18 protein-coding genes and 1 pseudogene are annotated in these 13,888 nt (G+C 39.8%); 12 read left to right on the forward strand and 7 right to left on the reverse strand.

Annotation, left to right across the window (positions count from 1 at the left end):
- Window positions 1-155 precede the first annotated feature (155 nt).
- Genes HCR01_RS40525 through HCR01_RS40535 form a run of 3 tightly spaced genes read right to left on the reverse strand, consistent with a single transcriptional unit; the run spans window position 156 to window position 1,645 of the window.
- Window positions 156-620, reverse strand: coding sequence for an MBL fold metallo-hydrolase (locus tag HCR01_RS40525; protein WP_320073186.1), 465 nt, complete (start codon window positions 618-620; stop codon window positions 156-158).
- 1 nt (window position 621) lies between these two features.
- A complete protein-coding gene (locus HCR01_RS40530; RefSeq protein WP_320073187.1) occupies window positions 622-1,308 on the reverse strand; it encodes a hypothetical protein in 687 nt (228 codons plus the stop codon).
- Complete coding sequence (locus HCR01_RS40535) at window positions 1,202-1,645, reverse strand: hypothetical protein (RefSeq protein WP_320073188.1); 444 nt, start codon at window positions 1,643-1,645, stop codon at window positions 1,202-1,204. Before HCR01_RS40535 ends, HCR01_RS40530 begins: the two co-directional genes overlap by 107 nt.
- A gap of 188 nt (window positions 1,646-1,833) precedes the next feature.
- Here HCR01_RS40535 and HCR01_RS27250 point away from each other — a divergent pair, with 188 nt between their 5' ends.
- The 10 genes from HCR01_RS27250 to HCR01_RS27295 all read left to right on the forward strand — a co-directional run bounded on the left by HCR01_RS27250 (window position 1,834) and on the right by HCR01_RS27295 (window position 10,306).
- Window positions 1,834-2,889, forward strand: a complete 1,056-nt coding sequence (locus HCR01_RS27250) for a sulfonate ABC transporter substrate-binding protein (RefSeq protein ID WP_193199173.1) — start codon at window positions 1,834-1,836, stop codon at window positions 2,887-2,889.
- A 52-nt stretch (window positions 2,890-2,941) separates the two neighbouring features.
- Window positions 2,942-4,651, forward strand: coding sequence for a fumarate reductase/succinate dehydrogenase flavoprotein subunit (locus HCR01_RS27255; RefSeq protein ID WP_193199174.1), 1,710 nt, complete (start codon window positions 2,942-2,944; stop codon window positions 4,649-4,651).
- A 26-nt stretch (window positions 4,652-4,677) separates the two neighbouring features.
- On the forward strand, window positions 4,678-5,373 hold the full coding sequence (locus tag HCR01_RS27260) for an HAD family hydrolase (protein WP_193199175.1): 696 nt from the start codon (window positions 4,678-4,680) through the stop codon (window positions 5,371-5,373).
- A gap of 64 nt (window positions 5,374-5,437) precedes the next feature.
- Window positions 5,438-6,220, forward strand: coding sequence for a class I SAM-dependent methyltransferase (locus HCR01_RS27265; protein ID WP_193199176.1), 783 nt, complete (start codon window positions 5,438-5,440; stop codon window positions 6,218-6,220).
- A 24-nt stretch (window positions 6,221-6,244) separates the two neighbouring features.
- Complete coding sequence (locus HCR01_RS27270; RefSeq protein WP_193199177.1) at window positions 6,245-6,715, forward strand: GNAT family N-acetyltransferase; 471 nt, start codon at window positions 6,245-6,247, stop codon at window positions 6,713-6,715.
- Between the two features lie 33 nt (window positions 6,716-6,748).
- The gene (locus HCR01_RS27275) at window positions 6,749-7,138 is read left to right on the forward strand and encodes a VOC family protein (protein WP_320073190.1); all 390 of its coding nucleotides are present in this window, start codon (window positions 6,749-6,751) and stop codon (window positions 7,136-7,138) included.
- A 33-nt stretch (window positions 7,139-7,171) separates the two neighbouring features.
- On the forward strand, window positions 7,172-7,399 hold the full coding sequence (locus HCR01_RS27280; protein WP_069068766.1) for a ferredoxin family protein: 228 nt from the start codon (window positions 7,172-7,174) through the stop codon (window positions 7,397-7,399).
- A 36-nt stretch (window positions 7,400-7,435) separates the two neighbouring features.
- Entirely contained in the window at window positions 7,436-8,398 is a 963-nt protein-coding gene (locus tag HCR01_RS27285) for a HEAT repeat domain-containing protein (protein WP_193199178.1), read from the forward strand.
- A gap of 19 nt (window positions 8,399-8,417) precedes the next feature.
- Window positions 8,418-9,179 carry a DUF4058 family protein gene (locus HCR01_RS27290; protein ID WP_193199179.1) on the forward strand — a complete coding sequence of 254 codons (762 nt, stop codon included), beginning with the start codon at window positions 8,418-8,420 and terminating at the stop codon, window positions 9,177-9,179.
- A 65-nt stretch (window positions 9,180-9,244) separates the two neighbouring features.
- Complete coding sequence (locus tag HCR01_RS27295; protein WP_193199180.1) at window positions 9,245-10,306, forward strand: Mrp/NBP35 family ATP-binding protein; 1,062 nt, start codon at window positions 9,245-9,247, stop codon at window positions 10,304-10,306.
- Window positions 10,307-10,457: 151 nt separating this feature from the next.
- Here HCR01_RS27295 and HCR01_RS40150 read toward each other — a convergent pair whose 3' ends face one another.
- From HCR01_RS40150 to HCR01_RS27310, 4 genes and pseudogenes are all read right to left on the reverse strand, one after another.
- Window positions 10,458-10,742: a tyrosine-type recombinase/integrase gene (locus HCR01_RS40150; RefSeq protein WP_264299948.1), complete on the reverse strand. Its 285-nt coding sequence runs from the start codon at window positions 10,740-10,742 to the stop codon at window positions 10,458-10,460.
- A complete protein-coding gene (locus HCR01_RS40155; protein ID WP_264299947.1) occupies window positions 10,720-11,091 on the reverse strand; it encodes a tyrosine-type recombinase/integrase in 372 nt (123 codons plus the stop codon). Before HCR01_RS40155 ends, HCR01_RS40150 begins: the two co-directional genes overlap by 23 nt.
- Before the next feature lie 152 nt (window positions 11,092-11,243).
- Window positions 11,244-12,618, reverse strand: a pseudogene (locus tag HCR01_RS27305) (ISKra4 family transposase).
- Window positions 12,615-13,253, reverse strand: a complete 639-nt coding sequence (locus HCR01_RS27310) for a plasmid pRiA4b ORF-3 family protein (RefSeq protein WP_193199181.1) — start codon at window positions 13,251-13,253, stop codon at window positions 12,615-12,617. Before HCR01_RS27310 ends, HCR01_RS27305 begins: the two are co-directional and overlap by 4 nt.
- A 163-nt stretch (window positions 13,254-13,416) precedes the next feature.
- Between HCR01_RS27310 and HCR01_RS27315 the strand changes: the two genes are divergently transcribed.
- On the forward strand, window positions 13,417-13,605 hold the full coding sequence (locus tag HCR01_RS27315) for a hypothetical protein (protein WP_193199182.1): 189 nt from the start codon (window positions 13,417-13,419) through the stop codon (window positions 13,603-13,605).
- Window positions 13,602-13,802 carry a hypothetical protein gene (locus HCR01_RS40885; RefSeq protein WP_413773974.1) on the forward strand — a complete coding sequence of 67 codons (201 nt, stop codon included), beginning with the start codon at window positions 13,602-13,604 and terminating at the stop codon, window positions 13,800-13,802. The genes HCR01_RS27315 and HCR01_RS40885 overlap by 4 nt, the downstream gene beginning before the upstream one ends.
- The last annotated feature ends 86 nt before the right edge of the window (window positions 13,803-13,888 follow it).

A 13,888-nucleotide genomic window follows, 5' to 3' on the forward strand; every position in this document is an offset into this window, starting at 1 on the left:
TATCCACCACCTTTTTTCACCAATTTCATTTTCATCCTGCTCTAGATATACATAGCAAAGTAATCATTGTAAATTTCTGTATTAGTCATGACTGTGAGTTCTATTTGTTTTTGTTCTTCATCTGTTGCCGAACTCGTAGCTGAATCTAAGCTTTCTTAAGGAATAAAATCACCACAGTATTCATTCGCCGGTACTGTTGCATTCATCTTCTGGGGATAACTCAATTTGAGATTATTCATGATAGTAATGAATTGACTACGGCTGCGTTCGCTAAATCTGGGATTAAGCCGCTTTTCTTCGCCAATGGTGGAAACTGTGCGTCCTTTATAGTCATGGGCAGGATATACCAAGGTATCATCTGGCAAGGTGAATAAGCGTTGTGTCACCACATCATATAAAGTTCCAGGATCACCTCCCTGAAAATCTGTGCGTCCACAACCACGAATAAATAAGGCATCACCAGTTAACAGATGGGTTTTGTTCACTAAATATGCTATGTGACTGGCGCTGTGTCCTGGTGTAAAAATTGTTTCGATGATTACCGATCCCACCTCTAGAATTTCGCCACCGACAAGGGAGCGATCGGCTTTTGTCACAGCAGTATTCTGGGGAACGATCACCTCACAGCCTGTTTTTTGCCTGCCCCTGTAATATGATCGGCATGAAGGTTTCTAGACAGTAGCGTAGCTTTAATCCCAATTCATCCAATGATTCCAAATCGCGGTCAACTTGCTCTAATACAGGATCGACTAGAACAGCATCTCCTGTCTGCCGATCGCCAATTAAGTAAGTATAACTACTAGTTGCAGGGTCAAAAAATTGCCGAAATAGGAAAGTTGACTGCGGTATCTCTGCACTGCGTTCGCTTAACAAAGGCATCGTCGGAATAGTCCGCACACGCACTGGTAGCGACTGCAACAACGCCTTAGATAATTCTTGCGCCTGTCCCCGTAATTCTGGAACAGCAATAGTTTCCCACAAGTCGCCCTTGCGGGGAGTTCCCAAGGCATAAAACAGCGTCGAAACGGTACCGTCTGCTGCATATAAAGCACCGTGGGTATCTGTATCTAATCCTAAACCGATGGCATTGGGGCGAATTAATTTCTGCGATCGCAAATCAGTAATCAAAGGATGAGGCGATCGGCGATAATCTGCTGCTACCCCTGTACAATTCACCACCCGGCGGACGTGCAAGATATTATTAGTTTGGGTTTTGCGCTGGCACACAGTCACTGCTACACCGCCCGACAAAGCTTGATATTCCCGAATCCGCCCGGCAGAGATTGTGAGTTGACCAGAATCCAGCATTTGGGTTACAACATCCGCCACTCTTGGGGCAATGCGGTGACGATGCACATCCCAATAGGGTGTCAAATGACGCAAAAAACGTTGCTGTTCCTCGGTCGGTAGTCTTTTGCCAGATTTTCTGATTCATGGGACGCAGAGAATCAATTACTGCTCGCCAGTCGTAGCCTTGGGTAGCCGCAATTTCCACCTCGGCACGCAGCCGACGTAACCAGGAGCGTACACTTTTTGGTGAATTTTCTAGTGTCAAGAAGCAGGGATAAGGTTGAGCCGCTTGATGTTTTATTTTATGCCCCAAATAACTCTGAATTGTTCGGGTATCAATAACTCGATTCGCCACATAATAACCTGTTCCATGCCGCAGTATATGGGCATGGACAGATAAAGGTAAACTCGTTCAACAATGCCGGCGATCGCAATTTTTGGAGCTTGCATTTGCGGCTTATCTATGTGAATATTCTATGAGCAAAATACGGTAAATTGCCCGAATTATCGTAGTATTTATATTGCTTGTAGTTTAAATCACTTATGTTCACTAAGTATTTACCAAATCGACTGATGAAGATTGTCAGCAGCCTTCTTCAAAATTATGAAATATCTAGAATTGGTATATTTGCCTTATTCTTTACCTGCGGGTTAAGTTTGACTCTTGTGATATCTGCGTGTTCTGCCAACAATACAGGTAACTCTGTAGCAACACAGACAGTAAATCAAGGTGTGGTAGTTCGTATCGGCTATCAAAAAGCAGCAACTATTCTCAGCGCTCTCAAAAACCGAGGCAATTTAGCGCAAACTTTAACGACTGCTGGTGCTTCGGTGACATGGGCAGAATTTCCCGCCGGCCCACCTATGCTAGAAGCAATGAACGCAGGTAGTATTGACTTTGGCTACACAGGAGAATCACCACCAATATTTGCCCAAGCCGCAGGTACTCCCTTGCTTTATGTTGCTTACGATCCTTGGAGTCCCAAAGCCGAAGCAATTGTTGTGCCGAAAAACTCACCAATTAAAAGTGTTGCTGACCTTAAGGGGAAAAGAGTAGCCTTTGCTAAAGGGTCAAACACTAACTATCTTGTTGTCAAAGCTATAGAAGTTGCCGGATTAAACTATAGTGACATTCAAGCAGCACATCTGACACCAGCAGATGCCCGTGCAGCATTTGAAGGCGGTAACGTTGATGCTTGGGCAATTTGGGACCCCTACCTAGCAGCAGTTGAACATGATCTAGATGTCAGGATATTAACAGATGCGACAAATTTAGCACCAAATCGGGGTTACTATCTTGCTCGTCAAGAGTTTGTCAATTCTCACCCAGATTTGTTGAAAACCCTTTTAGATGAAATCAGCAAAATAGATAAATGGGCAGCAGGTAATCCACAGGAAGTTGCCAAGTTTCTAGAACCAGAATTAGGTATTAAAGCAGCAGCATTGCAAATTGCTGAAAAACGCCGGGAGTATGGCGTTTTACCGTTAACAGATGAAGTCATTACTCAGCAACAAAACATTGCTGATACTTTTCATAAAATCAAGCTAGTTCCCAAGCAAATCCAGGTCAAAGAAATCGTTTGGAACGGTAATTCGTAATTTAGGAAGTTCCATCCCTTTCATCTCCACCACTCCCCACTTCTAAGAGCTTATGGACATCAATACCCAACAGATAAAAACTGATGTACTTGTCATCGGTGGCGGTACGGCCGGGACAATGGCTGGAATTAAAGCCAAACAAGCGAATCCAGATGCAGAGGTGCTGATCTTAGAAAAGGCTAACATCCGACGGAGTGGTGCGATCGCAATGGGTATGGATGGAGTGAATACCGCAGTTATTCCCGGCCATTCCACCCCAGAACAATACGTGCGCGAAATCACCCTTGCTAATGATGGGATTGTCAACCAAAAAGCCGTATATCAAACAGGCAAATTAGGTTATGAAGTCATCCAAGAATTAGAAAGCTGGGGTGTGAAATTTCAAAAAGATGCCCAAGGCAACTATGACTTAAAACAAGTGCATCGTGTGGGTAAATATGTCTTACCCATGCCAGAAGGTAAAGACCTCAAAACAATTCTTACCCGCCAAGTCAAACGCCACAAAGTCAAAGTGACAAATCGCGTTATGGCAACCCGTGTCTTAGTCAAAGAAGGACGTGCTATTGGTGCGGTAGGATTTGATGTCAGAAACGGTGATTATATTGTCATTCAAGCCAAAGCCGTCATCCTTTGTACAGGTGCTTGTGGCAGATTAGGATTACCCGCTTCCGGTTATCTCTACGGCACTTATGAAAATCCTACCAATGCCGGAGATGGCTATTCAATGGCTTATCATGCAGGTGCAGAACTCAGCAATATTGAATGCTTTCAAGTTAATCCTTTAATCAAAGATTACAACGGCCCTGCCTGTGCTTATGTCGCCGGGCCTTTTGGCGCACATACAGCCAACGCCGAAGGGAATCGCTTCATTAGCTGTGACTATTGGAGTGGTCAAATGATGTTGGAAATCTGGAAAGAATTAAATTCTGGAAAAGGGCCAGTCCAATTGAAAATGACCCACCTTGATGAAGATACAATCGCTGAAATTGAATCTATACTTTGGGCAAATGAACGACCAAGTAGAGAACGCTTTCATCAAGGTAGAAATGAAGATTACCGCACCCACGGCGTAGAGATGCACATTTCCGAAATAGGCTTATGTAGCGGTCATAGCGCCTCCGGTGTATGGGTAAATGAAAACGCTCAAACAACTGTCTCAGGTTTATATGCAGCCGGAGACATGGCTAGTGTTCCCCATAATTATATGATTGGAGCATTTGTTTTCGGTCGCATAGCCGGGACTCATGCTATTGAATATATCGAAGATTTAAATTTTATCGAACCAGACACGGATTTTTTAGAAGCTGAAAAAGCCAGAATTTATGCACCATTAACACGTCCCAATGGTGTACCTCATACCCAGGTAGAATACAAATTAAGACGATTAGTTAATGATTATCTGCAACCACCAAAATCAGGCAATAAAATTGAGATTGGTTTGAAACATTTTGTTCAATATAAACAAACATTAGATTTAATGGGCGCTCGTGACCCCCATGAATTAATGCGTTCTCTGGAAGTGCATTTTATTCGTGACTGTGCAGAAATGGCAGCTAGAGCATCATTATATCGCCAAGAAACTCGTTGGGGACTTTATCATTATCGCTTAGATTATCCCGAAAAGAATGATGACGAATGGTTTTGCCATATCAATTTAAAGAAAGATGATTTAGGGCAAATGATATTGTTTAAGCGTCCTGTAGATCCTTATATTGTGGAAGTAGATACAGTTCAAGAATTTTACAATATTGCAGTTAGGTAAAATGACATTTTCCTAAAATAATAAAAATGGGTTATACAGCGATAATTTTTGATCTAGATAATACACTGTTTAATTTTGAACTATGTGAACGCCAAGCTATTCTTGGAGCGCTGGAAGCTTGTGGAATATATTTAGATCTACATGGAATAAATGAAACTACTTTTATTCAAGTATATGAAACTTATAACTCCAAGTATTGGAGACAGCGAGAAACTTTTTCTCCTGGTGAATTGATAGAGATGTCTTATCAAAGTACACTTGCTCAATTAGATATAAAAACAGATAAAATCAGCAACCTTAGCCAAAGTTTTTGGCATATTTTTAATCATTCAGCTGTAATGGAACCTGATGTAAATGAAGTACTAACTGTTCTTGCGCGTAATTATTGTTTAGCTGTCATCACCAACGGTTTTGTGTCAGCACAACTACCAAGAATGCAAGCTGCGGGAATTGACCATTTTTTTGAGGAAATTGTAGTTTCTGAAGCAATTAGTTTTGCTAAACCATCTCCTGAAATATTTCATTATGCGTTATCGAAATTAGATTTAACATCAGCAGAAGTCCTTTACGTAGGAGATTCTCTCACTCATGACTATGCAGGAGCAATGCAAGTTAATATTGATTTTTGCTATTACAACCGAAAAAACCAGAATTTAATACAAGAAGTGCAACCAAAATTTATGATAAATGAACTATTAAAATTGATAAAATTGCTTAACTAACAGATTTTTTATTTATTCATTTAAAGTTCAATCTTAAATTAATTTAAGTGATATTATAATAAATATGTCTATTTATAATTCAATTGGTCAACAATACTCAAAAACTCGCGTTCCTGATATTCGCATTGTCAATAAATTAATTGAATTACTCAATTTACCCAAAGGTAGCATTATCGTTGATATTGGTGCTGGTACTGGTGGTTACAGCCTAACATTAGCTAACCAAGGATTTTTTATTAATGCTATTGAACCTTCTGTAGTGATGCAAAAACAGGCAATAGAACATCCACAAGTTAAGTGGTTCACTGGCTATGCAGAAAATTTACCTCTACCAGATAAGTCTGTTGATGGCGTTGTAAGTATCCTAGCAATTCATCACTTTACTAATCTCGAAAAAGCGTTTCAAGAAATGCAACGAATTATTAGAGATGGGATAATAGTTTTACTAAGTTTTGATATTAGATTAGCTCAGAAGATATGGCTTTATGATTATTTTCCCTTTTTGTGGGAAGATGCGTTACGATTTTTACCACTTAATGAACAGATAAACTTAATTCAGAATCAGACTAAAAAGCGTGTTGAAGCCATACCCCTTTTGTTACCATACGATTTATCTGATTTATTTGCAGCAGCAGCCTGGAGGCGACCAGAGTTATATCTTCAAACAGAAGTACGTGCGGGAATATCATCTTTTGCATTAGCAAATCAAGATTTAATTGAGCAAGGAGTACAATTACTTACAGCAGATTTAAGTAGTGGAGAATGGACGAAAAAATATGGCAATATTCACAATTTGACAGAGATTGATCTAGGCTATCGTTTTATCCGTGCAATGCTGGATAACTAAATAATTGTAATTTAAAATTAAATCATGACAAATAAAGTTACTGTAGGTGAAAAAATTAAAATTAGACAAGCTGAGATTAAAGATGTAGAGAGAATTGCTAGCCTTTGCAAACAACTTGAATATTCTGTGACAAATGAACAAATAGAACAGCGCCTTACTAAAATTAAAAATGACGATGCTTATATTGTGTATGTTGCTACTCTAGAAGATGAATATGTAATTGGTTGGGCGCACGCTCATATTTGTGACTCAATAGTTATTCCGACTCCAGCAATTCTTTTAGGATTAGTTGTAGATAAAGATTATCGTCACAATGGAATAGGACGTATTTTAATGCAGCAAATTGAACAGTGGGCTTTTCTGGTTGGATGTGAGGGTGTTCTGTTACGTTCTAATGTTAAACGTCATGAGGCTCACTCGTTTTATGAAAAAATTGGTTATACCAATATTAAACAGTCAGTGACATTTTATAAAAAATTGCAACCTCAAGAGTAAATAATTTCAAAAATTATTACTGGAATTAACCACATTACTTTATCTTTCAGAGACTTAGAGGAATCTATTAATTTTTGTACCAATGTGCTAGATTTTCGCTTACTAGCAAAATGGATGAAAGGTGCTTATCTTTCGGTTGGTGATATTTGGTTGGCATTAATTTTAGACGAGAAAGTTCGAGAAAGTCCTATACCTGAATATACCCATATTGGTCTGACTGTTTCTATTGAAGATTTTCCTATTCTTAGCCAACGCATTCAGCAATCAGGAGTAAAAATTTGGCAAAAAAATAAAAGCGAAGGTGCTTCTTTATATTTCCTTGATCCAAACGATCATAAACTGGAAATTTATGCTTCTGATTTAAACACCAGAATAAAAAGTGCTAGAACATCTCCGTGGGAAGGGTTAGAATTTTTCATTTAAAGTTTATTAATTGAATTAGGGAGTAATAAATGTATGGCTTTAATCACACAAAGAATAGATGTTCCTGTCATCGTTGACGAATCAAAATGTTTAGAGAAATGCACAGCTTGTATTGAAGTTTGTCCCCTTGATGTATTAGCAAAAAATCCAGAAACAGGGAAAGCATATATGAAATATGATGAGTGCTGGTTTTGTCTACCTTGTGAAAAAGAATGTCCCACCAATGCAATTACAGTACAAATTCCCTTTTTATTGCGATAGTTTTTCTCTTATCCTCTGTGACTCTGTGGTAAAATAATGAATGATGACCTAAAAAATTGGCTAGAAATGCTGCGATCGCCTGAAGTAAATGACCGTTTAGTAGCTGTCAAAACTTTACAACATTTAGGCGATGAAGAAACAACAGATGCTTTAATTATTGCTTTGAAAGATGAAAATATCGCTGTACAAAAAATAGCCATATCTGCCCTTTGGGAAATTGCCGATCCTGTGGCAATTCCTGCTTTAATTGAATGCTTAACTTCAGCAGATTCAGATATTCGCGCTGAAGCTGCATCAGCATTAAATGAATTGGTGACACAAGATGAGTTGTTACTTTTATTAGATAAGTTACAAATTAATGATGTCAATATACAAATAAATATTTTAGTACTGTTGCGAAAGATTCATGATATTCAATCATTACCGTATATTTTACCCTTTTTAGAATCAAAAAATTATGAGTTAAGAGAAGCAGCAATTACTACAATTCGATATATAAATCAAATAGAAAAATGTCCACAAGCTTTAAATTTAATCTTTGACCAAGAACCAATCGTCCGTCGTGCTACTGCTTTAACTTTAGGACATTTGCAAGATACACAAGTAATTACAATACTTGCTCAAGCACTTACAAATGATAGTGACTGGCAAGTTCGCCGGAATGCAGCTAAATCTCTGGCTATTCATGAAAATCAGCAAGCAACTTCAGCATTAGAAATAGCTTTAGGTGATGAACATTGGCAAGTACGCAAATCAGCAGCACAAGCTTTGCAAAAAATCCCAGATATTCAAGTTATACCGAGATTAATTCAAGCATTAACAGATGAATATGCAGATGTTCGCAAAGAAGCAGTAATCGCACTTGGGAATTTAGCTCATCCTGATGTTATTAACCCGCTGCAACAAGCTTTAGACGATCCTGACAAAGAAGTGTCCATCCAAGCGCAACATGCAATTCGGAAGATTCAAACAGATAGAATAGTCTCAAGGGAGCAGTAAATAACTAAGGGAAAGCGTAATGGACAATCCATTTCCTGGAATGAACCCGTATTTGGAACAGCCTGAACTTTGGCATCAAGTTCACAATCGTTTGATTGTAGCGATCGCTGATGACCTAACTCCCCAAATCGCCCCTAAATACCGAGTTTCCATTGAAGAGCGAGTTTACACTAGTGTAGATGATATCTTACTCGTAGGAATTGCTGATATAGCAGTTGCTAAACGTAACACTACAGATACCAGCACAACTTTGACGGCTGCAAAACTTACCGAACCCAGTAAAGTGAAAGTTCCTATACCGGAACAAGTAACTGAAAGATTTTTAGAAGTGCGAGCAACTCAAAGTAAAGAAGTAGTTGCGGTGATAGAAATACTTTCCCCTAAAAATAAACGTTCCAAAGAAGGTAGAGCCGCTTACGAAAACAAACGACAGAAAATTTTAGCTTCTGCAACCAATTTGGTAGAAATTGATCTCTTAAGACAAGGAGAGTCAATGCCTGTTTTAGGAGCAACAGCCACAGATTATAGTATCTTGGTTAGTCGCAGCTACAATAGACCTGATGCAGATTTATATACTTTTGATTTAAAAAACCCAATTCCTGTTTTTCCTATACCTTTGCGTGAGGGAGAACCTGAACCTATAGTTGACTTGCAAAGCTTATTAAATGAAGTTTACGAACGTGCTAGATTTGACTTGGCAATTGATTATTCACAACCTTTAAAGATAGTGCGATCGCCCGAAGAAGAAGCTTGGGTGAGAGAAGTTTTGCAGAGGATCTAAATCAGAGCGATCGCTTTTAGTATACTGCAACTAGCAAATTTCTGATCCCTAAGCTTCTCTTAACCATGCCTAACCACCAATCCCCCTTTCAGCATCCAGAAGATCACGTAAAACCAGATACTAATTTATATCAGCAAGAAGTCGTCCAACTACTCAAACAAATCATTGAACCTATCTTAAAAAATGACATCGTTAGTTTGGGAATGGTACGAAACTTACGCATAATTGATGACTATATTTACTTGCGTTTATATATCGGTTCTCATCAGCACCAATTACAGCCAGAAATTGAATCTGTATTATCATCTTTAATTTGGTGTAAAAAAACTTATATTCAAATTTGTACAATTCCCGGTGTTAAAACAACTCTAGGAATCTCTAGTGGTAAAGGTGGTGTAGGCAAATCCACAACAGCCGTTAATATCGCCGCAGCTTTAAAATTACAAGGTGCAAAAGTAGGACTATTAGATGCTGATGTTTATGGCCCCAATGTTCCTCAGATGTTGGGTTTAGGACAAGCTGATATTCAAGTGATTAATACTCCCACAGGTGATAAGTTTTTACCTCTAGAAGCTCAAGGAATAAAAATAATGTCGGTGGGTTTACTTGCAGAAGTAAATCGTCCTTTGGCATGGCGGGGGCCTGTATTGCATAAAATTATCACGCAATTTTTGCAAGATGTGGAATGGGGTGAATTAGATTATTTATTGATAGATTTACCTCCCGGTACAGGTGATGCTCAAATTACAATTATCCAAGAAAGCCCAATTTGTGGAGTCATTTTAGTGACAACTCCTCAACAAGTGGCTGTTGCAGATGTACGACGTAATATATATATGTTTCGCCAAGTGGGTGTTCCTGTGCTTGGCATCATTGAAAATATGAGCTATTTAATCTGCGGTGATTGTGGTTCACGCACACCGATTTTTGGCAGTGGTGGCGGTGAACAACTGGCCGCAGAATTACTTGCGCCTCTGTTGGGACAAATTCCCATTGATCCCCGCATTTGTAGCGGTGGAGATACTGGAAATACGATCGCAATTAGTGAACAAGCTTCCCCAGCCAGTGAGGTTTTTAGAAAAATTGCAATATCACTTAATGCAACTTTTAAAAACCAGGCTGCGTAGATATTTCACAGCCTAGTTTAAAACTATCTAGCTTACGCCAGCACTGGTTGGGCTTCTAGTTTCTCAGTTTTCTGCTTGAGGACAGTCGGTAATTCACGAGAGCGATTTTTTTCGGGGGAGATGGGCAAGAATTAACCCAGGGGTTTAAACATTAATCATCCCAAAGCCCATGAAATTTGGTAGATGCAAGTTCGGTGTAACGAACAGTATGCTGAATATTTTTATGCCCCAAATAACTCTGAATTGTTCGGGTATCAATCCCTCGATTCGCCAGATAATAACCTGTTCCATGCCGCAGCATATGAGCATGAATAGGGAAAGGCAAACCAGCTAATTCACCAGCCCGCTCAACAATGTCGGCGATCGTATCATGTGCTAACGGGCCAAGTCGAGAAGACTGGAAAATATAGGGACTAGCAAGATAATCTCGTTGCAGATGACGTCGATGTGCGAATCTCCAAACCTGAAAGTGGTTGAACCGAGGGTGTTCCTTTTTTGACTCGCTTCACGTAAATTGTGCCACCATTCCAATCTATTTGCTCCCACCGCAAAGATGCCACCTCTGCCACTTGCAATCCGTGACGGTAGATTAGCAAAATTAGGGTTGAGTCTCGGTGAGCATGGCGGCCCTTCGATTTTTTGATAGCTGATCGCATCAACTCAACTTCTTCTGGTAACAAATGTTCTCTAGTCCTGACCTCGGAGTATTTGCGAAAGTTAGGCGATTGACGTTCTGGTTTTTTGGTTTTACCAACTTTCAGTGGTTGGACGGTTTGCGGTGTCATGACTCAACCCCCTGAAAACCTTGGGGTGTATGAGCTGATTTTACCAACTTACGCTCCAAAGTTGGGTTTGTACATAGACATAAAAAACAGTCCAACATTTTACGGTGTATCGTCACTTAAAGGTAACTTAAATTACTTTTTATACTAATAACTTAAGCGACTTGAGAGACTTCTTGAATCGGCTGGCTATCTACTCTAAAACCAGGATACCATTGCTGGAATTTGCTCTCTAACTCTTCATTGAGAACCAACATTCTCACCTGGAGCAGAAGATGAACACCTTTAGGAGTCCAGCGCATCTGCTGTTTTTTGACAAATCGTTTGCTAATAACTTGATTAACCGTTGATTCTACGAATCCAGTAGCAATAGCTTCACCATTTCGCCAACGTTCTCCATAATTGGGGATATAAGACCCATTGTTGGCAATGTAGGTTTCAAACTCCCTTACCATCTTAAACAGTTTTTTTAGCTCTATTCGGCTATTACCATCAAAAATCACGATTTCTAGGTCGTCCACAAGATCTTTTACCAGTTGCAATGCTCTGAACACGTTTCCATACCACAAGTACCACTTAATTCGTTCCAACTCTTTGGGTATGTCTGTATCTAGCTCGGTATCTTTTTTGCTAAGTCCTTTTGCAGTCTGACTCATTACTGTCAGTCGCATAGTGATATGAAACCAATCCAGGATATATTCTGCGTTAGGATTGAGATAAAGCTGTAGTTCGCGTATCTTCTCATCACCGTCTGAGAGAAAAGTTACTTGTTGATTCATCTGCATCCCAAGAGATTTCAACACCTCAAAGATCCGACGTTGGGGTTTGGTATCGTAAGAATAAACTCCCCCAAATTGCTTGGATGTACCGTCTGCTTTTATACTCTTACCAACGATAACTTCAAAATTACCTTTGGAAAGCGATTTTTTGTCGTAGGAACGAACATATCCGCCATCCATTCCCAATACCAAGGGTAAATCAGGTCGGGGCAATTCCTCCCAATTCGTCTTCTAAGCGTTGACCAATTGTGTGTAAGTTATTCCGTATCGCTGTAGTGTTTATTTCACCTTCTATTGGTAATAATTCTTGTAATAGTTTCACAGATAGTCCGTAAGACATCAAAGACCCATACTTAGATTCCAGATACAATAGTTCTCTTGAGGTGCGTTCTGGTATTAAGTTTGCTACTGGATTAAAACTACGGGTTGGTTGTTCTTGACACGGGCAGTGAAATAGTCGTTGGCATTGGAGATGCAACTTGCCAAACAATGTGCGGTATACAATTGTACGCTTGTCTTTATGCAACAGTTTCTGGCTACAGTGCAAACATGATTTCTGTTGAAGAGAATACTCTGCTACCTGTTGTTCGGCTAGGGTGCGTTGGATGCTTTGTAGTAATGTTTTGGCTTCTGCTAGTTTTAGTCCCAAGTTTTCTGGCTGTAAGGAATCACGCGAAATCTGCATAATTTCTTGCACAACTTGGGTATCTCCATTATCTGACTCCACAACTATTTGGATTTTGACTTTCACACTATTTCCTGCTCAAATAACATTTCTTTATCCCCAGCCACATATTGCTGTAACCGTTGGTTGACTTTTTGGCGGTCAAAATGCTCAACCATTAACCATTGACGTAGTTCGTATATTTCTTCAATATTGCCAGGTATATCACCTTCTTCTACAATTTCACTTAACCGAGAAGCTATATATCTTACTGAGTATTCCTGTTTTTGTGCCATGAACTCCCACACTCCACCACAGTCTTCCGGGGGGCAAGCGCGTTTACCATCAATACATACTGGATAAACGCAATTTGATTTTGGAGTGAGAATTGCTTCGACCCGAATTTGATGCTGCCAATTATCACCGAAGTCATATTCGTATAAAAAACGCTCTCGCATTCGCCAGCCAAAATCTGATAGTTTGACAACTTTAGGATCGTCAGAAAACCACATTCCCCCAATTTGAGCAATCCCGTAATCCTTACCGTGGATTACAAAGCGATGTAGATGGGAATCAGTCCATCCCATTACTATCTGGATGATGTAGTGCAAATCGGCGATCGTGCTGTCGCTGCGGATTTTTATCCTACGCCAAATCATGGGACTAATGCCCAGGATAAAAATATGAAGCTGGTAGATGACAAGTTGCTCAGAATCTGGCATTGGGTCATCTTATCGTATTCCCTGTGCCATCTCCCCCGAAAAAAATCGCTCTCCATCTCAGTAGCATTTAAATCTCTAAAGAGAATATACTACCTGCTTAACACCTGTTTTTGCAACACAACCCTAAATATTGCTCCGAACAGCTTCAGTTATTTTGAAGCAAATGTCAATACATAAGCCACCCATTATTAAAAGACCCATCAAATTACAAAACAATGGCTCCCAAAAGATAGTTTATCGAGTTATCAAAGATATTCAACACCTCAAAAACAATCCCCAGGTTGGAACCGCAACTATCAAAGGCAAATCCTGCATGGTTCGCAACCAGGGTATTTATTGGGTGGTTGTTTGAGAGAGCATTTTCAAATAATCATTCTTGTGATCGCAGCTAACACCGCAAAATTCTCCGGGGCTAAACTCGAAACGCTAGCAGCAGAAGCAGCGCTACTGGTATTTGATGAAGGGCGACCGCAGCAGGTCACTTTAGGGGATTTGGAAAGCTGCTATCAAACCATCACGCCGCTCTTGCAATCACTGATGCTCAGGTAGTTGAGCGTATGCAGTTCTAGGCTACCACAGCACGACGGACTTTTAGTCCAGTTCTGGCGGCGAAAACTCAATCGTTTCGTACTACT

It is taken from the genome of Nostoc sp. MG11 (assembly GCF_014904695.1).
Taxonomy (GTDB): Bacteria; Cyanobacteriota; Cyanobacteriia; order Cyanobacteriales; family Nostocaceae; genus Komarekiella.

What these genes read in the sequence shown, in the direction of transcription:
- HCR01_RS40530 (WP_320073187.1), bottom strand. Translation starts at nt 1,308, where the DNA reads ATGCTGGATTCTGGTCAACTCACAATCTCTGCCGGGCGGATTCGGGAA.
- HCR01_RS27250 (WP_193199173.1), top strand. Translation starts at nt 1,834, where the DNA reads ATGTTCACTAAGTATTTACCAAATCGACTGATGAAGATTGTCAGCAGC.
- HCR01_RS27255 (WP_193199174.1), top strand. Translation starts at nt 2,942, where the DNA reads ATGGACATCAATACCCAACAGATAAAAACTGATGTACTTGTCATCGGT.
- HCR01_RS27260 (WP_193199175.1), top strand. Translation starts at nt 4,678, where the DNA reads ATGGGTTATACAGCGATAATTTTTGATCTAGATAATACACTGTTTAAT.
- HCR01_RS27265 (WP_193199176.1), top strand. Translation starts at nt 5,438, where the DNA reads ATGTCTATTTATAATTCAATTGGTCAACAATACTCAAAAACTCGCGTT.
- HCR01_RS27270 (WP_193199177.1), top strand. Translation starts at nt 6,245, where the DNA reads ATGACAAATAAAGTTACTGTAGGTGAAAAAATTAAAATTAGACAAGCT.
- HCR01_RS27280 (WP_069068766.1), top strand. Translation starts at nt 7,172, where the DNA reads ATGGCTTTAATCACACAAAGAATAGATGTTCCTGTCATCGTTGACGAA.
- HCR01_RS27285 (WP_193199178.1), top strand. Translation starts at nt 7,436, where the DNA reads ATGAATGATGACCTAAAAAATTGGCTAGAAATGCTGCGATCGCCTGAA.
- HCR01_RS27290 (WP_193199179.1), top strand. Translation starts at nt 8,418, where the DNA reads ATGGACAATCCATTTCCTGGAATGAACCCGTATTTGGAACAGCCTGAA.
- HCR01_RS27295 (WP_193199180.1), top strand. Translation starts at nt 9,245, where the DNA reads ATGCCTAACCACCAATCCCCCTTTCAGCATCCAGAAGATCACGTAAAA.
- HCR01_RS40155 (WP_264299947.1), bottom strand. Translation starts at nt 11,091, where the DNA reads ATGACACCGCAAACCGTCCAACCACTGAAAGTTGGTAAAACCAAAAAA.
- HCR01_RS27310 (WP_193199181.1), bottom strand. Translation starts at nt 13,253, where the DNA reads ATGCCAGATTCTGAGCAACTTGTCATCTACCAGCTTCATATTTTTATC.
- HCR01_RS27315 (WP_193199182.1), top strand. Translation starts at nt 13,417, where the DNA reads ATGTCAATACATAAGCCACCCATTATTAAAAGACCCATCAAATTACAA.